General features: G+C 70.9%; 19 protein-coding genes. 6 read left to right on the top strand and 13 right to left on the bottom strand.

The annotated features are described in order from the left end of the window. The first annotated feature begins 2 nt into the window (after positions 1 to 2). The gene (locus QM792_RS14365; protein WP_415150785.1) at positions 3 to 698 is read left to right on the top strand and encodes a GntR family transcriptional regulator; all 696 of its coding nucleotides are present in this window, start codon (positions 3 to 5) and stop codon (positions 696 to 698) included. Here QM792_RS14365 and QM792_RS14360 read toward each other — a convergent pair. The 3 genes from QM792_RS14360 to QM792_RS14350 all read right to left on the bottom strand — a co-directional run bounded on the left by QM792_RS14360 (position 695) and on the right by QM792_RS14350 (position 3,481). Next, the gene (locus tag QM792_RS14360; protein ID WP_415150784.1) at positions 695 to 2,035 is read right to left on the bottom strand and encodes an N-acetylmuramoyl-L-alanine amidase; all 1,341 of its coding nucleotides are present in this window, start codon (positions 2,033 to 2,035) and stop codon (positions 695 to 697) included. The genes QM792_RS14365 and QM792_RS14360 overlap by 4 nt on opposite strands. Beyond that, positions 2,032 to 2,502 carry a tRNA (adenosine(37)-N6)-threonylcarbamoyltransferase complex ATPase subunit type 1 TsaE gene (tsaE, locus tag QM792_RS14355; RefSeq protein ID WP_415151636.1) on the bottom strand — a complete coding sequence of 157 codons (471 nt, stop codon included), beginning with the start codon at positions 2,500 to 2,502 and terminating at the stop codon, positions 2,032 to 2,034. The genes QM792_RS14360 and tsaE overlap by 4 nt, the downstream gene beginning before the upstream one ends. A gap of 76 nt (positions 2,503 to 2,578) precedes the next feature. Continuing rightward, positions 2,579 to 3,481, bottom strand: a complete 903-nt coding sequence (locus tag QM792_RS14350) for an AEC family transporter (protein WP_415150783.1) — start codon at positions 3,479 to 3,481, stop codon at positions 2,579 to 2,581. Positions 3,482 to 3,572: 91 nt separating this feature from the next. Here QM792_RS14350 and QM792_RS14345 point away from each other — a divergent pair, with 91 nt between their 5' ends. Both QM792_RS14345 and xerD read left to right on the top strand, forming a co-directional pair. After that, positions 3,573 to 4,547, top strand: coding sequence for a tripartite tricarboxylate transporter substrate binding protein BugE (locus QM792_RS14345; RefSeq protein ID WP_415150782.1), 975 nt, complete (start codon positions 3,573 to 3,575; stop codon positions 4,545 to 4,547). Further along, on the top strand, positions 4,544 to 5,455 hold the full coding sequence (gene xerD / locus QM792_RS14340) for a site-specific tyrosine recombinase XerD (RefSeq protein WP_415150781.1): 912 nt from the start codon (positions 4,544 to 4,546) through the stop codon (positions 5,453 to 5,455). The genes QM792_RS14345 and xerD overlap by 4 nt, the downstream gene beginning before the upstream one ends. 12 nt (positions 5,456 to 5,467) lie before the next feature. Here the strand turns inward: xerD and QM792_RS14335 are convergent, their stop codons facing one another. From QM792_RS14335 to QM792_RS14325, 3 genes are read right to left on the bottom strand one after another with little or no spacing between them, the layout of a single operon-like run. Next, the gene (locus QM792_RS14335) at positions 5,468 to 5,764 is read right to left on the bottom strand and encodes a type II toxin-antitoxin system RelE/ParE family toxin (RefSeq protein ID WP_415150780.1); all 297 of its coding nucleotides are present in this window, start codon (positions 5,762 to 5,764) and stop codon (positions 5,468 to 5,470) included. Next, positions 5,761 to 5,988, bottom strand: coding sequence for an addiction module protein (locus QM792_RS14330; protein ID WP_415150779.1), 228 nt, complete (start codon positions 5,986 to 5,988; stop codon positions 5,761 to 5,763). Before QM792_RS14330 ends, QM792_RS14335 begins: the two co-directional genes overlap by 4 nt. Positions 5,989 to 6,021: 33 nt before the next feature. Beyond that, positions 6,022 to 7,548, bottom strand: coding sequence for a fumarate hydratase (locus tag QM792_RS14325; protein ID WP_415150778.1), 1,527 nt, complete (start codon positions 7,546 to 7,548; stop codon positions 6,022 to 6,024). A gap of 119 nt (positions 7,549 to 7,667) precedes the next feature. Between QM792_RS14325 and QM792_RS14320 the strand changes: the two genes are divergently transcribed. Beyond that, complete coding sequence (locus QM792_RS14320; RefSeq protein WP_415150777.1) at positions 7,668 to 9,005, top strand: sigma-70 family RNA polymerase sigma factor; 1,338 nt, start codon at positions 7,668 to 7,670, stop codon at positions 9,003 to 9,005. A 96-nt stretch (positions 9,006 to 9,101) separates the two neighbouring features. Then, positions 9,102 to 11,471 (top strand): TonB-dependent siderophore receptor, encoded by a 2,370-nt coding sequence (locus tag QM792_RS14315; RefSeq protein ID WP_415150776.1) that lies wholly within the window; start codon positions 9,102 to 9,104, stop codon positions 11,469 to 11,471. Between the two features lies 1 nt (position 11,472). Here QM792_RS14315 and QM792_RS14310 read toward each other — a convergent pair whose 3' ends face one another. Then, positions 11,473 to 12,081, bottom strand: coding sequence for a TIGR00645 family protein (locus QM792_RS14310; protein ID WP_415150775.1), 609 nt, complete (start codon positions 12,079 to 12,081; stop codon positions 11,473 to 11,475). A gap of 147 nt (positions 12,082 to 12,228) precedes the next feature. Between QM792_RS14310 and acs the strand changes: the two genes are divergently transcribed. Beyond that, positions 12,229 to 14,193 carry an acetate--CoA ligase gene (acs, locus tag QM792_RS14305; RefSeq protein ID WP_415150774.1) on the top strand — a complete coding sequence of 655 codons (1,965 nt, stop codon included), beginning with the start codon at positions 12,229 to 12,231 and terminating at the stop codon, positions 14,191 to 14,193. A 76-nt stretch (positions 14,194 to 14,269) separates the two neighbouring features. Here the strand turns inward: acs and QM792_RS14300 are convergent, their stop codons facing one another. The 6 genes from QM792_RS14300 to QM792_RS14275 are packed head-to-tail and all read right to left on the bottom strand — an operon-like array spanning position 14,270 to position 18,782. Further along, the gene (locus tag QM792_RS14300; RefSeq protein WP_415150773.1) at positions 14,270 to 15,091 is read right to left on the bottom strand and encodes an energy transducer TonB; all 822 of its coding nucleotides are present in this window, start codon (positions 15,089 to 15,091) and stop codon (positions 14,270 to 14,272) included. Between the two features lie 7 nt (positions 15,092 to 15,098). Then, positions 15,099 to 15,524: a protein TolR gene (gene tolR / locus QM792_RS14295; protein ID WP_415150772.1), complete on the bottom strand. Its 426-nt coding sequence runs from the start codon at positions 15,522 to 15,524 to the stop codon at positions 15,099 to 15,101. Between the two features lies 1 nt (position 15,525). Next, the gene (gene tolQ / locus QM792_RS14290) at positions 15,526 to 16,272 is read right to left on the bottom strand and encodes a protein TolQ (protein ID WP_415150771.1); all 747 of its coding nucleotides are present in this window, start codon (positions 16,270 to 16,272) and stop codon (positions 15,526 to 15,528) included. Beyond that, the gene (gene ybgC / locus QM792_RS14285; RefSeq protein WP_415150770.1) at positions 16,269 to 16,703 is read right to left on the bottom strand and encodes a tol-pal system-associated acyl-CoA thioesterase; all 435 of its coding nucleotides are present in this window, start codon (positions 16,701 to 16,703) and stop codon (positions 16,269 to 16,271) included. The genes tolQ and ybgC overlap by 4 nt, the downstream gene beginning before the upstream one ends. Positions 16,704 to 16,710: 7 nt before the next feature. Next, positions 16,711 to 17,112 (bottom strand): TssQ family T6SS-associated lipoprotein, encoded by a 402-nt coding sequence (locus QM792_RS14280; RefSeq protein ID WP_415150769.1) that lies wholly within the window; start codon positions 17,110 to 17,112, stop codon positions 16,711 to 16,713. Next, positions 17,109 to 18,782, bottom strand: coding sequence for a serine/threonine-protein kinase (locus QM792_RS14275; protein ID WP_415150768.1), 1,674 nt, complete (start codon positions 18,780 to 18,782; stop codon positions 17,109 to 17,111). The genes QM792_RS14280 and QM792_RS14275 overlap by 4 nt, the downstream gene beginning before the upstream one ends. Between the last annotated feature and the right edge of the window lie 92 nt (positions 18,783 to 18,874).

Raw genomic sequence — 18,874 nt, 5'->3', positions numbered from 1 at the left:
CGATGCTCACGCTCTCGCCGATCGCCCGCCAGGTCGTCCAGTCCATCCTCGAGCGCAAGGTCCGCCCCGGCGACCGGCTCGGCGAGCAGGCGCTGGCCGACCTGTTCGGCGTCAGCCGCACGCTGGCGCGCGAGGCGCTGATGCAGTTGCAGGCGCGCGGCTTCGTCGAGGTGCGGCCTCGGCTCGGCTGGTTCGTCGTCGAGCCGAGCTTCGAGGACGCGCAGCAGACCTACCAGGCGCGCCGCGTGATCGAGTCGGGCATGCTGCACGAGGCCGGCAAGCCGCTGCAGGCCGCGCTCGAGCGGCTGCGCGCCCACGTCGCCGAGGAGCGCCGCGCCATCGCCGACGCCGACGCGGCCACGCGCAGCGTGCTGCTGGCCGACTTCCACGTCTGCCTGGCGGAATGCCTGGGCAACCGCTTCCTGATCTCGTCGATGGTCGACCTGTCGGCGCGCACCGTGCTGGCGGCGGCGCTGTACCAGTCGGCCAGCGAGGCGCAGGACTCGAACGACGACCACGCCGCCATCGTCGCGGCGCTGGCCGCCGGCGACAACGAGGCCGCGCAGCGCCTGATGCGCGCGCACATCGACGCGCTGGAGGCGCGCCTCGACGCGCGCCTGTCGGGCCGCGCCAGCGGGCGCGACCGGCTGCGCGACGCGCTGGCGCCGTCGTCGGCCAGGAGCGTGCAGAGCGCCTAGAGTTGCCGGTTGCGCGCCAGCGGCGGATTGCGCGCGAAGTAGCGCGCGATGCCGTCTTCGAGTGCATCCACCAGCTTCTCGCGGTAGTCGGCGTCGCGCAGCTTGCGTTCTTCGTCGGGGTTGGAGATGAACGCCGTCTCGACCAGGATCGAGGGGATGTCCGGCGCCTTCAGCACCGCGAAGCCGGCCTGCTCGACCTGCGGCTTGTGCAGCCGCCCGATCTTGCCGATGCGGCCCAGCACCTCGCGGCCGATCTTCAGGCTGTCCTTGATCTGCGCTGTGGTGCTCATGTCGAGCAGCGTGCGCATCACGTCGGCGTGGCGGTTCTTGACGTTGATGCCGCCCACCAGGTCGGCGGCGTTCTCCTTGTCGGCCAGCCAGCGCGCCGCGGTGCTGCTGGCGCCGCCCGCGCTGAGCGCGAACACCGAGGCGCCGCGCGCCTGCGGGTTGACGAAGGCGTCGGCGTGGATCGAGACGAACAGGTCGGCCTGCACGCGCCTGGCCTTGCGCACGCGCTCGCCCAGCGGCACGAAGAAGTCGGCGTCGCGCGTCAGCATCGCGCGCATGCCGGGCCGCGCGTTCAGCCGCTCGCGCAGCGCCAGCGCGACGGCCAGCACCACGTCCTTCTCGCGCAGGCCGCTGGGGCCGATCGCGCCCGGGTCCTCGCCGCCGTGGCCGGGGTCGAGCGCGACGACGATCAGGCGGTCGATCTTCTCCTTGGCGATGTGCGGCAGCGGCGCCGGCGCGGGCGTCTGGACCGGCGGCGGCGAGGCGGATGGCGAAGCGGACGGCGAGGCCGGCGCCCTGGCCAGCGGCGGACGCTCGATGCGGCCGATGAACTCGCCCAGCGCGTCGCGCACCGCCTTGGCGGCCTGCTGCTCGGCCTGCTCCTTGTCTTCGATCAGCGCGAGCAGCGGGTCGGGCTCCTTCACCGGGTACAGGTCGAACACCATGCGGTGCTGGTAGGCCGCCACCGGCATCAGCGTGAACAGTTGCGGCGCGGTCGGCTGCTTCAGGTCGATCACCAGGCGCACCACGCGCGGCTGGTTCTGGCCGACGCGCACGCCGGCGATGAAGGGGTCGTCGCTGCGCACCTTGCCGACGATCTCGCGCAGCGCCGGGCTCAGCTCCAGGCCGTCGATGTCGATGACGAGGCGGTCGGGCCCGGCGGCCAGGAAGTGGCGCTCGGTCAGCGCGGCGTCGGACTCGATGGTGACGCGCGTGTACTCGTCGGCCGGCCAGACCCGCACCGCGACGATGCTCGCGCCGCGCGCGATCTCGGCGCGGCCGAGCAGCAGCACCAGCGAGCCGGCGGCGAGGGCGTCGCGCCGCTTCACGGCAGCAGCTCCAGGCCGCGCGGCGTGCAGGCGGCCAGCGTGACGCGGCGCGCCTCGTGCTCGAGCGGCTCGATGTCCACGCGCAGGTCGGGCGCGGGCAGCAGCCCGGCGGCCTTCTCGGGCCACTCGGCGAGCTTCAGGCCGCGGCTCGCGAACACGTCGCGGAAGCCGGCGTCCTCCCATTCCTGCGCGTCGTTGAAGCGGTAGAAGTCGAAGTGCCACACCGTGCCGCCGGGCAGCTCGTAGGGCTCCATCACCGCGTAGGTCGGGCTCTTGATGCGGCCCGCCGCGCCGAGCGCGCGCAGCAGGTGGCGCGCGAAGGTGGTCTTGCCGGCGCCCAGCGGGCCGTGCAGTTCGACGAAGGCGTCGCGCAGCGCCGGGCGCGCGGCCAGCGCGCGGGCGTCGGCTTCGCAGTCGGCCTCGTCGGCCCAGTGCAGCGTGCGGTTTCCCAGGATCGTCAAATGCAGGTCTTCGGTGAATCGCGGCAGGGCCGGGGCGGCGGGATTTTCCCAGATCGGAGTGGCCGGCGCGGCATGGGTTCCGTCACGCCAGGCGTTGCAGCGCCAGCAGCGCCAGCGGCAGGCCGGCCATGCCGATCAGCGTCGACATCGTCACCAGCCCGGCGACGAAGCTGCCGTCGCCGCCCATGCGCGCGGCCAGCACGTAGGCGCTCGACGCCGTCGGCAGCGCCGCGAAGGCGACCGCGACGGCCTGCTGCGCCGGCGGCATCGCCAGCGCGATGCCGATCGCGATCGCCGCCGCCGGCAGGATGGCGTGGCGGATCGTGAGCAGGGCCGCGGCCAGCGCCGGCGCGCGCTTCAGGCCGCCGAAGGTGAGCCCCGCGCCCACCGCCATCAGCCCCAGCGGCAGCGCCGCCGCGCCGATGCGCACCAGCGTGGTGGTCACCAGCTCGGGCAGTTGCACGCCGAGCAGGTTGCACACCAGCCCGGCGCTGGTGCTGAGGATCAGCGGGTTCTTCGCCAGCTCGCGCCAGAAGCCGTGCCCGCCGTGGCGCGCCAGCGGCCACACCGCGGCGATGTTGCACAAGGGCACGCACAGCGCCACCAGCAGCGCCACCCAGGCCACGCCCTGGATGCCGGCCAGGCGCTCGGCCAGCGCCAGCGCCACGTAGGAATTGAAGCGGAACGCCACCTGCGCGCCCGAGGCGTGCAGCCGCGCGTCCACGCCCGGCCACAGCCGCAGCGCGTAGGCCAGCAGCACGCCCAGCAGCGTGACGCCCAGGCCGCAGGCCGCCAGCGCCGCGGCGGCCTGCGGCTGCAAGGGGTGGCGCAGGATGGCGCTGAACAGCAGCGCCGGGAAGAGCATGTAGTACACCAGCCGCTCGACGCCGTCCCAGACGCTGCGATCCAGCGGCGTGTGGCGGCAGACGAACCAGCCGATCGCGATGAGGGTGAAGTCGGGCAGCAGCAGCAAGGCATCGGGCATGCACCGAGTGTGCCAGCCCGCCGGCGGCCGCCCGCGCCGCCTACACTGCGCACTTCGCGCTTCCGCGTTTCGACCCAAGGAGACAGAGTCCATGTACCGACGCCCCCTGCTCGCCGCCATTCCCGCGCTCGCCCTGGTGGCAGCGTCGCCGCTGGCCTTGGCCCAGACCTACCCGACCAAGCCGGTGAAGCTGATCGTGCCCTTCGCGCCCGGCGGCACCACCGACATCGTGGCCCGCGTGCTGGCCGAGAAGATCAACGTGCCGCTCGGCCAGACGCTGGTGGTGGAGAACAAGTCCGGCGGCGGCGGCTCGGTGGGCGCCACCGAGATCTCGAAGGCGCCCGCCGACGGCTACACGCTCGGCATGGCCACCGTCTCGACCACCGCCGCCAACCCGGCGATCAACGCCAAGATCCCCTACAACCCGATCACCGACTTCACGCCCATCATCAACGTCGCGGCGACGCCGAACGTGATCGCGGTGCACCCGAGCTTCCCGGCCAAGGACTACGCGGGCTTCATCGCCGAGCTGAAGAAGAACCCCGGCAAGTACAGCTACGCGAGCTCGGGCACCGGCGGCATCGGCCACCTGCAGACCGAGCTGTTCAAGAGCATGTCGAACACCTTCATGACGCACATCCCGTATCGCGGCGCCGGCCCGGCGCTGAACGACACGGTGGCCGGGCAGGTGCCGATCATCTTCGACAACCTGCCCTCGGCGCTGCCCTTCATCAAGGACGGCCGGCTGGTGCCCATCGTCGTCGCGGCGCCGCAGCGCCTGGCGGTGCTGCCGGGCGTGCCGACCTTCAAGGAAGTCGGGCTGGAGCCCGTCAACCGCATGGCCTACTACGGCATCCACGGGCCCAAGGGCCTGCCGAAGGACGTGGTCGAGAAGGTCAGCGCGGCGGTGAAGAAGACGCTGGAAGACCCGGCGGTCAAGAAGCGCATCGAGGACACCGGCTCGCTGATCGTGGCCAACACGCCCGAGCAGTTCGCGCAGCAGATCGCCGCCGAGTTCGACGTCTACAAGAAGGTGGTGGTGCAGCAGAAGCTGACGCTGGAGTGAGCGCGGCGGCCGGCGCGCCGGCCGGCGGCGAGCTGATCGACCGCTTCGCCGACGCGCTGTGGGTCGAGGACGGCCTGGCCGCCAACACGCTGGCGGCCTACCGCCGCGACCTGTCGCTCTACGCCGACTGGCTGGCGCGCGAGCACGGCCGCGGCATCGCCGAGAGCGGCGAAGCCGACCTGCTCGCGTACGCCGTGGCACGCCACGGCGCCAGCAAGGCCAGCAGCGCGAACCGGCGGCTGACCGTCTTCAAGCGCTTCTTCCGCTGGGCGCTGCGCGAACACCTCGTCGCGGCCGACCCGACGCTCAAGCTCGGCAGCGCGAAGACGCCGCTGCGCGTGCCCAAGACCTTGTCGGAGGCGCAGGTCGAGGCGCTGCTGGCCGCCCCCGACGCCGACACGCCGCTGGGCCTGCGCGACCGCGCGATGCTCGAACTGTTGTACGCCAGCGGCCTGCGCGTCAGCGAACTGGTGACGCTCAAGGCCGTGCACCTGTCGATGAGCGAGGGCGCGCTGCGCGTTGCCGGCAAGGGCTCGAAAGAGCGCCTGGTGCCCTTCGGCGAGGAGGCGCGCGCCTGGCTGGAGCGCTACCTGGCCGACGCGCGCGGCGAGATCCTGCAAGGGCGCTCGAGCGACGCGCTGTTCGTCACCGCGCGCGGCGGCGCGATGACGCGGCAGATGTTCTGGAAGCTGGTCAAGGCCCACGCGCTGCGCGCCGGCGTGCGGGTGCCGCTGTCGCCGCACACGCTGCGCCACGCCTTCGCGACGCACCTGCTGAACCACGGCGCCGACCTGCGCGCCGTGCAGATGCTGCTCGGCCACGCCGACATCTCGACGACGACGATCTACACCCACGTGGCGCGCGAGCGGCTGAAGTCGCTGCATGCGCGGCATCATCCGCGCGGGTGAGTTGCTCGTGTGTCAGCGGCGCGAACCGCCGTAGCCGGGCTGGCGCCGGTCGTGCTTGACGACGAGGATGCGGATTCCCGTTGGAACTTCGCGGTAGATGACCGTGTACGGGAAGTCCGTGGCCGGGAAGCCCTTGCGTCCGCGCGCTCGCGGCGTGCCGAGCCCGGGGTCGGCCAGGATGAGTTTCGCAACCCGTTCGAACTCGGCGACGAAGCGTGCCGCCAGCGCCGCAGAGCCTTCGCGTTCGTAGAAGCTCGCGGCCTCTTCGATGTCTCTCAGCGCATGCGGATGAAGTTCCGCAGTCTTCATCCCGGGAACCGGGCACGCAGGTGGACCATCGCATCCTCGAGCGCCATGGGCGCCACCGCGCCGGATTCCAGTTCGGCGTCGCGCGCTTCGGCCAATTGCTCCCACTGCGCTTCCGCCTCGGCGTCCACGTCGAGGCTGGCGATGAGCCGGTCGAGCAGGCGCGCTCTGTCTGCTTTGGACAGGCTCATGACCTGTGCCTGCAGGGATTCGAGGGTCACGGGCATGACCTTAGCTTGCCACAACCGGCGCCGCGCCGCTCAGCCCGCCGCCACCGGAATCTTCCCGATCCGCGCCTGCCACTCCTTGGGCCCGGTGTTGTGCACGCTGATGCCTTGCGCGTCGACCGCCACCGTCACCGGCATGTCCTGGATCTCGAATTCGTAGATCGCTTCCATGCCCAGGTCGGCGAAGCCCACCACCTTCGACTGCTTGATCGCCTTGGCGACGAGGTAGGCCGCGCCGCCCACCGCCATCAGGTAGGCGCTCTTGTGCTTCTTGATCGCCTCGATCGCCACCGGTCCGCGCTCTGCCTTGCCGACCATCGCGATCAGGCCGGTCTGCGCCAGCATCATCTCGGTGAACTTGTCCATGCGCGTGGCCGTGGTCGGGCCGGCCGGGCCGACCACCTCGTCGCGCACCGGGTCGACCGGGCCGACGTAGTAGATGACGCGGTTGGTGAAGTCCACCGGCAGCTTCTCGCCCTTGGCGAGCATGTCCTGGATGCGCTTGTGCGCGGCGTCGCGGCCGGTGAGCATCCGGCCCGACAGCAGCAGCGTGTCGCCCGGCTTCCAGCTCGCCACCTCGGCCTGCGTCAGCGTGTCGAGGTTGACCTTCTTGCTCTTGTTGTAGTCGGGCTGCCAGTGCACGTCGGGCCACAGGTCCAGGCTGGGCGGCTCCATGAAGGCCGGGCCCGAGCCGTCGAGCACCACGTGGGCGTGGCGCGTCGCGGCGCAGTTCGGGATCATCGCCACCGGCTTGCTCGCAGCGTGCGTCGGGTAGGTGGCGATCTTCACGTCGAGCACGGTGGTCAGCCCGCCCAGGCCCTGCGCGCCGATGCCCAGCGCGTTGACCTTCTCGTACAGCTCGATGCGCAGTTCCTCGAGCTTGCTGCTCGGCCCGCGCTGGAGCAGGTCGAACATGTCGACCGGCTCCATCAGCACCTCCTTGGCCAGCAGCATCGCCTTCTCGGCGGTGCCGCCCACGCCGATGCCCAGCATGCCCGGCGGACACCAGCCGGCGCCCATGGTCGGCACCGTCTTGAGCACCCAGTCGACCAGGTTGTCGCTCGGGTTCATCATGATGAACTTGCTCTTGTTCTCGCTGCCGCCGCCCTTGGCGGCGACGGTCACGTCGAGCGTCGCGCCGGGCACCACGCTCATGTGCACCACCGCCGGCGTGTTGTCCTTGGTGTTCTTGCGCTCGAAGATCGGGTCGGCGAGCACCGAGGCGCGCAGCGTGTTATCGGGGTCGAGGTAGCCGCGCCGCACGCCTTCGTTGACGGCGTCTTCCAGGCTGCCGGGAAAGCCCTCGAAGCGCAGGTCCATGCCGATCTTCAGGAACACGTTGACGATGCCGGTGTCCTGGCAGATCGGGCGCCGCCCCTCGGCGCACATCTTCGAGTTGGTGAGGATCTGCGCGATCGCGTCCTTGGCCGCCGGGCTCTGCTCGGCGGCGTAGGCGCGCGCCAGGTGCTCGATGTAGTCGGCCGGGTGGTAGTAGCTGATGTACTGCAGTGCGGCGGCGACGCTGTCGACCAGGTCGGCGTGGCGGATCGTGGTGGTCATGTCGTCTCTCGTCAGGGTGGGGGTTTCTCAGATGAGATTTATTCTCATTCGAGATATATTCGAAGGTTCACCGTGCAGTGTGCATGCACGCCGATTTTGACAGCGGAGCTTTCGCGTTCATGACGTCCCCTGTTGTGCATGCCCGCGTTTCCTTGCTCGCCAGCTTCCAAGACAGTTATCGAGAGCTTCTGCGCTACCTGGCGCGCCGTACCGGCAGCGCCGACGATGCGCGTGACCTGGTGCACGACCTCTGGCTGCGTGTGGCCGAGGCGGCGGGCCGCGAACGGGGGCCCGTGCTGCGCAACGAAAGCGAGGCGCGCGCCTACCTGTTCACGATGGCGCGGCACCTTGCGATCGACCTGCATCGGCGCGACGGTGTCGCGCAGCGCCGCGCCGACGAGCAGCGGCCGCGCGTCGACACGCAGATGCCGGACGCGGCCGAGTCGGTCATGTACGGCCAGGCCATCGACGCCGTCGAGGCCGCGCTGGCGAGCCTGCCCGAACGCCCGCGCCAGGTCTTCCTGCGCCATCGTGTCCAGGGCGAGGACCAGGCGGCGCTGGCACAGGCCTTCGGCGTCTCGCGCAACATGGTCGAGCGCGACATGATGCTCGCGATGGACCGCGTGCAGGCCGGGCTGGAGCAGTGGCGCGCGGGCACGGCCACAGCCACGTCGGCGACGCGCGGCGAGGGTCGCCGGCGCTCGCTGACCGCGCTGCTGAGCCTGGCGGGGGCGGCCGTCGCAGGCGTCGGCGGCTGGCGCTGGTGGCGCCTCGCCGTGCCGCAGTGGGAGCAGGCGGCGGCCACGCGCCGCGGCCAGACCCTGCGCCAGAGCCTGCCCGACGGCAGCGTGGTCACGCTCGATGCGCAGACCCGCGTGCAGCTCGCCTACTACGGGGCGTGGCGCAGCGCGCGTCTGCTGACGGGTGCGGCCTTCTTCGAGGTGGCCGCCGACGCGCAACGCCCCTTCGTGGTGGACGTTCCGCCCGCCGACGACAGTGGGGCGCAGGCTGTGCGTATCACGGTGCTCGGCACGCGCTTCGGCGTGGAGCGGCTGCCGGGCGGCGCGGTGGAAGTGCAGGTCGAGTCCGGCCGCGTGAAGGTGAGCATGCCGGGTGGCGCCGGGTCGCCGCATGAACTCGGGGCCGGCGACGTCCTGCGCTGGGCGCCCGGTTCGCAAGAGGCGGCCGTGGAGTCGATGCACAACGATCGGCCGCAGCAGGCAGCCGCGTGGCGCCGCGGCGTGGTGGTGTTCGACGACGTGCCTCTCGGCGACGCGGTCGAACGCCTGCGCCGCTACCTGCCGCGCGTCGTGGAGGTCGATCCGGCGGCGGCCGGGCTGCGCCTGTCGGGCCAGGTGCGCATCGCGCAGTCCGAGGACTTCCTGCGCGCGCTGCCGGGCATCGTGCCGGTGCGCTCGCGGCTGGAGCCGGGAGGGTGGCACATCCAGGCGCTCTGAGCGGCGCGCGCCGGCATCCCGAGGGCGGCCGGCGTTCAGGAACGGGACGGTGCGGTTCGTTGTAGCGGGGATGGCCACTTTCTCCCCGCGACCGACATGAACCTGACGATCTTGAAGCTTCCCATGCGTGCCACGGCGGCTGCCGCCCTGGCGGCGGCCTGCCTGCACGCCGCCGCACAGACGGCTCGGTTCGACATTCCCGCGCAGCCGCTGGCGGATGCGCTGCGGCAGTTCGCGAGCCAGTCCGGCGTGCAACTCGTTTTTGCCCAGGCCCTGGGCGCGGACCGCACGAGCCGGCCCGTTCACGGCACGCTCGACGCGTTGGCGGCGCTGCGGCAGTTGCTGCAAGGCACGGGGCTCGAGGCGCGCCGCGACGGCGCCACCTGGACCGTGGCGCCCCTTGCCGAGCCGGCCGAGCAGGTGCTGCACGAAGTGCGGGTGAAGGCTCGAGCCGATGCGGAGTCTGCCACCGGCCCCGTGGCGGGATTCGCGGCCAGGCAAAGCGCCACGGCCACCAAGACGGATACGCCCATCATCGAAACGCCGCAGTCCATCACCGTCATCACCGCCGACCAGATGCGCACGCTGCGCACCGCCAGCATCGAACAGGCGTTCGACTACTCGGCCGGCGTGTTGCCGGTGTCGGGCTACAGCCGTTCGTTCGATGCCATCTACAGCCGGGGCTTCTGGATCGACGGGGGCGGCAGCCAGTATGCCGACGGGATGCGCATGTCCGGCAGTTCATGGTCCTCGGGCAAGCAGGAGCCGTATGGGCTGGAGCGGGTCGAACTGATCAAGGGCGCGGCCTCGGTGCTCTACGGCATGGCCGCGCCGGGCGGCGTGCTGAACACCGTGAGCAAGCGGCCCACGCAGGAGCGCGTGCGCGAGGTCGTGGCCGAGGTAGGCAGCCACGGTCACAAGCAGATTGGCGTGGACTTGGGTGGAGAAGTCGCACCCGACAGCGATTGGGACTGGCGCCTCACCGCCCTGGGGCGCGAGAGTGGAACGCCCGTGGGGCCGTTGCGCAACGACGGCCTCTACATCGCGCCCGCGCTGCGCTGGCGTCCGTCGGCGGACACCTCGCTCACGCTGCTGCTGCAACACCAGAAAAGCGAGATCGGCTACTCGTACTCGCTGCCGGTGGAGGGCACGCTGGTGCCGGGGGCAGGCGGGGCCTACCTTCCGCGCTTCACCTTCGTCGGTGAGCCGGCTTTCGACAAGCAGGACGTGTCGAAAACCTCGCTGACCGCGCTGTTCGAGCATCGCTTCAGCGAAGATGCCACGCTGCGCAGCAACCTGCGGCTGTTCGATTCCAAGGTGGACGTGTTTTTCACCGGCGCCGAAAGCCCCACGGCCGATAACCCTCGCCTCTGGGAGCGCACCGCCTACGACGAATTCGAGAACTCGCGCGGCTTCGCTATCGACACGCACTGGCAGCAGCGCTGGCGCACCGGCCGTGCAGAGCACACACTGCTGGCAGGCGTGGACCACGTGCGCCTCCGATCCGGTTACGACGTTTTCCCGCGCCCGCTCGCACCACTTGACATTTACGCGCCGGTCTACGGCGCGGTGCCCGGTGATCGGACAGACGGCTGGCTGTGGCGCGCCAAGCGCAGCCAGACCGGCGTGTACCTGCAAGACCAGATCAAATGGGGCGAGCGCTGGGTGGCGCTGGCCGGCCTGCGCCATGACCGCAGCAGCTACAGCTCCGGCGACCCCCGCGATGCCCTAGAAACCGAGGATACCCGCGCCGCCACGGGCCGTCTGGGGCTGGTCTATCTGATGCCGAATGGACTGGCTCCGTTTGTCGGCTACAGCGAGTCTTTCGAGCCGCAAGGCGGCACCGACGCCCGGGGCCGGCGCTTCGATCCGTCCGAAGGCAAGCAGGTGGAAGCGGGCCTGCGCTGGCAGCCGCCCGGGCAGGACTTTTTGCTGTCCACCAGCGTATTCGATCTGCGCAGAACCAACGTGCTCACGACCGATCCGGTGAACCCATTCTTCAGCGTGCAGACCGGAGAGCAGCGCTCACGCGGCTTGGAGGTAGAGGTGCGTGGGCAGGTCATGCGCAACCTCGAACTGGTGGGTGCGTATGCCTACACCGATCACCGCACGACCAAGAGCAACACGCCCGAGGAAGTGGGGCAACGCCCCGGCGGGCAGGTGTACCACCAAGCCTCGCTGTGGGGCAGCTACCGCCTGGCGGGTTGGAATCTGCCGCAATGGACGCTGGGCGCCGGCCTGCGCTACACGGGCAGCAGCTTCGACCGCGACTGGCGCAGCGGCATCGAGCGCGGCGTGCCGGCCTACACCGTGGCCGACCTGATGACGGCTTGGGAAGATGGCCCTTGGCGCGTGGCGCTCAACCTACGCAACGCCTTCGACAAGAACTACCTGACCTGCGGCTCGGGAAGCTGTCTGCACGGCGACCCGCGCACGTTGACGCTGTCGGCCAGCTACCGCTGGTAGCTCAGTGCTCGGCGCTGGCGCCGGCGTGCACCATCACCCGGTCGGCCAGCGCGATGGCCAGCGCCGAGAACAGGAAGGCGATGTGGATCACCGTCTGCCACAGCAGCACCTTGTCGCTGTAGTTGGCGGCGTTGATGAAGGTCTTGAGCAGGTGGATCGAGCTGATGCCGATGATCGCGGTGGCCAGCTTGACCTTCAGCACCGAGGCGTTGACGTGGCTGAGCCACTCGGGCTGGTCGGGGTGGCCTTCGAGGTCGAGGCGCGAGACGAAGGTCTCGTAGCCGCCGACGATCACCATGATCAGCAGGTTGCTGATCATCACCACGTCGATCAGCGCCAGCACCACCAGCATGATGATGGTCTCGTTCAGCGCGGTCGGCGCCACGTCGCTCTTGTAGCCGATGCTGCCCACCAGCTTGGCCAGCGCGTCGGCGTTGCCGAAGGCGGCTTCGATCAGGTGCACCAGCTCGACCCAGAAGTGGAACACGTACACCGCCTGAGCCAGGATCAGCCCCAGGTACAGCGGCAACTGCAGCCAGCGGCTGGCGAAGATCAGCCGCGGCAGCGGGCGCTGGGGCGAGGGCATCAGGGGCGGGTCGGAAGCGGCCATGGGGGTGTGCTCGGTGCGGGTTCGGGTTTGCCGCAGGATTCTAGGGTGCGTAGCATGGCGGTCGTGGCGGCGCGCCGGGGCGTCAGGCCTTCGTAAGAGCCCCTGCCTAATGTCCCGCACAAAGCAACCATTCGTCGAGGAGACACCATGAGCTCGAGCCATCTCTATCCGCCGCCCGAGGCCGCCGTGAAGAACGCCTACGTCTCCGGCATCGAGGCCTACAACAAGCTGTGCGCCGAGGCCGACGCCGACCACGAGGGCTTCTGGGCTCGCCACGCGCGCGAGCTGCTGAGCTGGAAGAAGCCCTTCACCAAGGTGCTGAACGAGAGCGGCGCGCCGTTCTTCAAGTGGTTCGAGGACGGCACGCTGAACGCCTCGTACAACTGCCTGGACCGCAACGTCGAGCGCGGCCTGGGCGACAAGACCGCGATCATCTTCGAGGCCGACGGCGGCGAGGTCACCAAGGTCAGCTACCGCGAGCTGCTGGCGCTGGTGTCGAGGTTCGCGAACGCGCTGAAGTCGCTGGGCATCAAGAAGGGCGACCGCGTCGTCATCTACATGTCGATGAGCATCGAAGGCGTGGCCGCGATGCAGGCCTGCGCGCGCATCGGCGCCACGCACTCGGTGGTGTTCGGCGGCTTCAGCGCGCAAAGCCTGCGCGACCGCATCGAGGACACCGGCGCCGTGGCCGTGCTGACCGCCGACCAGCAGGTGCGCGGCGGCAAGCACCTGCCGCTGAAGGCCATCGTCGACGAGGCGCTGGCGCTGGGCGGCTGCGACGCCGTGCGCAAGGTCGTCGTGCACCAGCGCACCGGCGGCGAGATCCCGTTCAACGCCGGGCGCGACGTCTGGCTGGCCGAGCTGCTGAAGGGCCAGTCCGAGACCTGCGAGCCCGAGTGGGTGGAGGCCGAGCACCCGCTGTTCCTGCTCTACACCTCGGGCTCGACCGGCAAGCCCAAGGGCGTGCAGCACAGCACCGGCGGCTACCTGCTGCACGCGGCGCTGACGACGAAGTGGACCTTCGACCTCAAGCCCGACGACGTCTTCTGGTGCACCGCCGACATCGGCTGGGTGACCGGCCACACCTACATCACCTACGGCCCGCTGGCGCTGGGCGGCACCGAGATCGTCTTCGAGGGCGTGCCCACCTACCCCGACGCCGGCCGCTTCTGGAAGATGATCCAGGACCACAAGGTCACCGTCTTCTACACCGCGCCGACGGCGATCCGCTCGCTGATCAAGGCCGCCGAGGCCAACGAGGCCGTGCACCCCAAGAGCTACGACCTGAAGAGCCTGCGCATCCTGGGCTCCGTGGGCGAGCCGATCAACCCGGCCGCCTGGGAGTGGTACCACGCCAACGTGGGCGGCGGGCGCTGCCCGATCGTCGACACCTGGTGGCAGACCGAGACCGGCGGCCACATGATCACGCCGCTGCCGGGCGTGACCCCGCTGGTGCCGGGCTCCTGCACGCTGCCGCTGCCGGGCATCCAGGCCGCGATCGTCGACGAGACCGGCGCCGACGTGCCCTGGGGCCAGGGCGGCATCCTGGTCGTCAAGAAGCCGTGGCCGGGCATGATCCGCACGATCTGGGGCGACCCCGAGCGCTTCAAGAAGAGCTACTACCCGGACGACTTCAAGGGCAAGTACTACCTCGCCGGCGACGGCGCGGTCCGCGACGAGAAGACCGGCTACTTCACCATCACCGGCCGCATCGACGACGTGCTGAACGTCTCGGGCCACCGCATGGGCACGATGGAGATCGAGTCGGCGCTGGTGTCGCACACCGAGCTGGTGGCCGAGGCCGCCGTGGTGGGCCGCCCCGACGACACCACCGGCGAGGCGATCTGCGCCTTCGTCGTGCTGAAGCGTCCGCGCCCGACCGGCGAGGAAGCCAAGCGCATCGCCAAGGAGCTGCGCGACTGGGTCGGCAAGGAGATCGGCCCGATCGCCAAGCCCAAGGACATCCGCTTCGGCGACAACCTGCCCAAGACGCGCTCGGGCAAGATCATGCGCCGCCTGCTGCGCTCGGTGGCCAAGGGCGAGACGATCACGCAGGACACCTCCACGCTGGAGAACCCGGCGATCCTGGATCAGTTGTCGCAGGCGAACTGAATTCGCGCGGGGGCGGGGCTGCGGCCCCGCCTGGCGTGCTGAACCGCTGGCGGCCCTTTGCCGCTCCACCCCATCATCAATCGCGCGGCCGGAAACTGATCTCCAGCGAGGAGGGCACGCGCCCGTCGGTGTCGCGCGGCAGGACTTCGGTCTTGTCGATCGCGCGCAGCACCGCTTCGTCCCAGGCCGGCACGCCGCTGCTCTTGATCAGGCGCCGGCCGATGATGGTGCCGTCGGATGCGGCCTTCACTTCCACGGTCGCCTGCGGATTGCCGCTGACCGAATCGGGGAATACGATGTTGGGCAGGATGCGCGCCTTGATGCGTCCGGCGTAGCTGGCCGAGGGGCCGGCGGTCCTGGCGGCGGTGCCGGTGGCGTTGGGCGCGCCGTCGCCGGCCTGCGCCATCATGCGGCGCAGGTTTTCCTCGCGGCGCTTCTCGGCCGCCACCGCCTCGGCCGCCTCGCGCTTCTTCTGCTCGGCCTGCTCCTTCTTGAGCTTCTCGGCCTCGGCGAGCTTGCGCTGCTGTTCCTCCTTCTGCTGGCGCTTGAGCTCTTCTTCCTTGCGCTTCTGCTCCTCGCGCTTGGCCTTCTCGATCGCGATCTGTGCGTCTTCCTGCTTCGGCGTCTCCACCTTGGGCGCGGGCACCGGCGGCTCGACCTTCTTGACCACGGGCTGCGGCGTCGGCTCGGGCGCGACGGGTTTCGGTGCGGCGATCTGCGGCACGGCGGCCCACAGCTCGGCCTCGACGCCGGCCGGGTTGCTGGAGCGCCAGCTCACGCCGAAGGCGATCGCGATCAGCAGCAGCGCGTGCACGGCCAGCGCCATCGCCAGCCCGCGGCCGACACGATCGGGCCGGCGCGGGATCAGCGCGTCGCGCGACAGCGTGGCGGTGTTCATCGCCGCATCAGGCCCCGCTGCTCTTGACCGACAGCCCGACGCGCTGCACGCCGGCGCGCTGCAGCGTGTCCATCACCTTGACCACCGCCTCGTACTTCACCGCCTTGTCGGCCGAGATCACCACCGGCGTCTCGGCGTTGCCGCCCTGCACCTGCTTGACGCGCGCGGCCAGGCCGCGCAGCGCGACGGGCTGCTCGTCCTTGCCGTCGACGCGCATCTTCAGCGCCTCGTCGCCGGCGACGATGACCTCGATCACGTGCTCGGGCGCCTTCTTCGCCTTGCCGACCGTGGGCAGGTCGATCACGCCGGTGGTGATCAGCGGCGCGGTGACCATGAAGATGATCAGCAGCACCAGCATCACGTCGATGAAGGGCACCATGTTGATCTCGGCGATGGTGCGGCGGCGCGTGCCGCGGGCGGCGACGGCGGGCATGTCAGCGAGAGTGCGTGAAGCCGCCGTGCATCTGCGCCGCGGCCGGTGTGACCGGCTGGGGCGGCGGCGCCGCGCCGGCGTTGCGTTGCAGGATGTTGGAGAACTCCTCGATGAAGGTCTCCTGCTGCATCGCGATGCGGTCGATGTCGCGCGCGAAGCGGTTGTAGGCGATCACCGCCGGAATGGCCGCGAACAGGCCGATCGCGGTGGCCACCAGCGCCTCGGCGATGCCGGGCGCCACGGTGGCCAGCGTCACCTGCTGCATGTTCGACAGGCCGACGAAGGCGTGCATGATCCCCCACACCGTGCCGAACAGGCCGACGTAGGGGCTCACCGAGCCCACCGAGGCGAGGAAGCTGAGGTTGGATTCGGCCGCGTCGATCTCGCGCTGGAAGCTGGCGCGCATCGCGCGGCGCGCGCCGTCGAGCAGCGCGCCGGGGTCGCTGACGCGGCGCTCGCGCAGCTTGAGGAACTCGCGCATGCCGGAGGCGAAGATGCGCTCCATCGGTGCGCCGCGTCCCTCGTTGCCGCGCTTGACGGCGTCGGCGTACAGCTCGTTGAGGTTGCGGCCGGCCCAGAACTCGCGCTCGAATTCCTCGTTGTCGCCGCGCACGCGCTTCAGGCCGAACAGCTTGCCGAAGATCACCGTCCAGCTCGCCAGCGAAGCGAGCAGCAGGCCGGCCATCACGAGCTGCACCACCCAACTGGCGTGCATCACGAGGGTGAAGATGGAGAAATCCTGGTTCATGTCAGTGCGTCGAGGATGGCGTTCGGGATGCGCCGGGGGGCGAAAGTTCCGGCATCGACGCAGCCGATGCGGATGTGGCCCTCGGCCAGCAGCGCCGGCCCGCCGGGCGCGCCACCGCCGAGCCAGGCCTGCTGGTGCAGCGCCATCGAGGCGCGGCCGATGTCGCGCGGCTCGACGCTGACCTCGATCAGGTCGTCCAGCCGCGCCGGCCGGCAAAAGCGCACCGAAGTATCGGCGACGACGAAGATCGCGCCTGTATCGGTTCGCAAGCGCTGCTGCGAGAAGCCGAGCGCGCGCAGCCACTCGGTGCGCGCGCGCTCGAAGAACTTCAGGTAGTTGGCGTAGAACACCACGCCGCCGGCGTCGGTGTCCTCCCAGTACACGCGCAGCGTGTGGCGGAACGGCGTGGAGGGGGTGTCTTCTCGGGCCAAGCCCGGATTATCGCTGCTGCACCCGCTGGTACACCGGGCCCCACAGCGGGTGGCCGGCTTCCGACTTCGACAGCGCGAAGGCCGGGTCGGCGTCGCGCGCCGCGCGGAACTGCGCTTCGCACTCGCTGGCGCGGTTGCTGGTGCACAGCACGAAGGCCAGCAGCTTGTGCGCGGCGGCGCGGTCGCGCGGCGAGGCCAGGCCCGCCTGCAGCGCGGCCTGCAACTGCTTCTCGGCCTGCGCGTACTGCGCGTCGTCGTAGGCGCGCATGCCGGCCAGCAAGGCTTTCTCGGCCGGGCGCTCGGTGATGTCGAGCAGGCCGGGCGCCGGCGCGGCGGGCATCTGCGCGCAGCCGGCGAGCGCGGCCAGCGCGACGGCGGGAAGGGCGGCGGCGAGGCGGGAACGGCTCATGATCCGAACTTGTGCTTGAGGTTGACCGTCTGGCCCGGCGCGACGTTGATGCTGGCGCTGTAGGGCGGGAAGTCGGCGTTGCGGATGACGATCTGGTGCCTGCCCTCGGGCAGCGTCAGTTCGTTCAGCGGCGGCGCGGTGCCCACCGGCGCGCCGTCGACCTCGACGGTGCCCCAGGGGCTGACGGCGATGCGCACGCTGCCCGTGCCGGTGGCCGGGCTCTTCGCCGGCGGCGTTTCGCGCGCCGTTCGCGCGGCTTCCTTCGGCGGCGCGGCCCGGGTCGGCGCGGGCCGGGCGGCGGCGCGCACCGGGGCCTGGGCGGCCGGCGGCGGGGCGGGCGCCGCGACGGGTGGGGGCGGCGGCGCGGTGGCCACCGGCGCCTCGGTCGCCTCGGGCATCTTGGCTGCCACGGCCGATGCCGCCGGCGCGGCGGCCACCACGGGCGGCGCGGCGGCGGGCGTCTGCGATTTGACCGGTGCCGGCGCCGGTGCCGGCGTTGCCACGGCGGCCGGCACGGCGCGGGGCGCCGGCTCGCCGGAGCCGCCACGCAGCGCCAGCCAGCCCATGCCGGCCAGCAGGCCGATCACCAGCCCGGCGGCGATCACGACGGCGCTGCGGCGGCGCTGCGGCGCTTCCGGGGCGGCCTCGTCGGGCAGGCTGTCGGCCCCGCCGGCGGTGCCGGCGTTCTCGTCGAGCCAGTGGCGCAGTTCGCGCGACAGCGCGCGCGCCGAGCGGAAGCGGTGCTCCGGGTCCTTTTCCATCGCCCGCGCGACGATCTCGGCCAGCGCCGCCGGCACGCCCGCGTCGAGTTCGTCGGCGCGCGGCGGCTTGTGGTCGAGCACCGCGCCGGTGATCTCGCTGAGCGTCTTGCCGGTGAAGGGCTTCTTGTCGGTCAGCAACTCGTACAGCACCACGCCGAGCGAGAACACGTCGGCGCGCCGGTCCACCGGCTGCTGGCGCGCCTGCTCGGGCGCCATGTAGTAGGGCGAGCCGGCGGCGATGTCGCCGGTGCCGTCGTGCTGGTGCGCGATGCGCGCGATGCCGAAGTCGAGCACGCGCGGCTGCGTGCGCCCGACCATGAAGATGTTGGCCGGCTTGATGTCGCGGTGGATCACGCCCTTGCTGTGCGCATACGCCAGCGCGTCGGCGACGCGGCGCACGATGGTGGCGGCCTGCACCGGCGTGGGGCGCCAGCCTTCCTGGCGGAGCTGGCGCAGGTCGCGGCCCTTGAGCAGCTCCATCGCGATGTAGGCGCTGTCGTCGCTGACGCCGGCGTCGAACACCGTGACGATGTGCGGGTGCGAGAGCCCGCCGGCGGCGCGCGCTTCGTTCAGGAACAGCGCGTTGAAGGCCTCGCGCTCCTCGGGCGCGATCTCCAGGTTCAGGGTCTTGATCGCGATCAGGCGCGACAGCAGCGGGTCGTGCGCGGCGTACACCGTGCCCAGGCCGCCGGCGCCGATCTTGTACTTGAGCGCGTAGCGGCCGATGTGCCCGATGGTGGGCATGCTCTCGTCGGCCTTGGCTGGCACGTTGGTGCGGAAGGCCGTCGCGGGGCCGGGCGGGGCACCGATGTCGGTGTCGCTCCAGCGCACGGATTCGGGGGTGGCGGGCGGGCTGGCGGGCGCGGGGCCGGACGCCGCGCGCTGCGGAACGGGGCTCGGAGAGGTCACTTCGGCAGCTTAGACCAGGGGCTGGTTCGTCGAGCGTGAAAAACCCCCAACGCAGCAGGCTTGGTAACAGCTTTTCACCAAAGACCGGCGCG

Source organism: Piscinibacter sp. (assembly GCF_047600445.1).
In the GTDB taxonomy this organism is placed as follows: domain Bacteria; phylum Pseudomonadota; class Gammaproteobacteria; order Burkholderiales; family Burkholderiaceae_C; genus Piscinibacter.
This window is presented reverse-complemented; position numbering and strand designations above follow the sequence as displayed.

What these genes read in the sequence shown, in the direction of transcription:
- QM792_RS14365 (WP_415150785.1), top strand. Translation starts at nt 3, where the DNA reads ATGCTCACGCTCTCGCCGATCGCCCGCCAGGTCGTCCAGTCCATCCTC.
- QM792_RS14350 (WP_415150783.1), bottom strand. Translation starts at nt 3,481, where the DNA reads ATGCCCGATGCCTTGCTGCTGCTGCCCGACTTCACCCTCATCGCGATC.
- QM792_RS14345 (WP_415150782.1), top strand. Translation starts at nt 3,573, where the DNA reads ATGTACCGACGCCCCCTGCTCGCCGCCATTCCCGCGCTCGCCCTGGTG.
- QM792_RS14335 (WP_415150780.1), bottom strand. Translation starts at nt 5,764, where the DNA reads ATGAAGACTGCGGAACTTCATCCGCATGCGCTGAGAGACATCGAAGAG.
- QM792_RS14330 (WP_415150779.1), bottom strand. Translation starts at nt 5,988, where the DNA reads ATGCCCGTGACCCTCGAATCCCTGCAGGCACAGGTCATGAGCCTGTCC.
- QM792_RS14325 (WP_415150778.1), bottom strand. Translation starts at nt 7,548, where the DNA reads ATGACCACCACGATCCGCCACGCCGACCTGGTCGACAGCGTCGCCGCC.
- QM792_RS14320 (WP_415150777.1), top strand. Translation starts at nt 7,668, where the DNA reads ATGACGTCCCCTGTTGTGCATGCCCGCGTTTCCTTGCTCGCCAGCTTC.
- QM792_RS14315 (WP_415150776.1), top strand. Translation starts at nt 9,102, where the DNA reads ATGAACCTGACGATCTTGAAGCTTCCCATGCGTGCCACGGCGGCTGCC.
- QM792_RS14310 (WP_415150775.1), bottom strand. Translation starts at nt 12,081, where the DNA reads ATGGCCGCTTCCGACCCGCCCCTGATGCCCTCGCCCCAGCGCCCGCTG.
- acs (WP_415150774.1), top strand. Translation starts at nt 12,229, where the DNA reads ATGAGCTCGAGCCATCTCTATCCGCCGCCCGAGGCCGCCGTGAAGAAC.
- QM792_RS14300 (WP_415150773.1), bottom strand. Translation starts at nt 15,091, where the DNA reads ATGAACACCGCCACGCTGTCGCGCGACGCGCTGATCCCGCGCCGGCCC.
- tolR (WP_415150772.1), bottom strand. Translation starts at nt 15,524, where the DNA reads ATGCCCGCCGTCGCCGCCCGCGGCACGCGCCGCCGCACCATCGCCGAG.
- tolQ (WP_415150771.1), bottom strand. Translation starts at nt 16,272, where the DNA reads ATGAACCAGGATTTCTCCATCTTCACCCTCGTGATGCACGCCAGTTGG.
- QM792_RS14280 (WP_415150769.1), bottom strand. Translation starts at nt 17,112, where the DNA reads ATGAGCCGTTCCCGCCTCGCCGCCGCCCTTCCCGCCGTCGCGCTGGCC.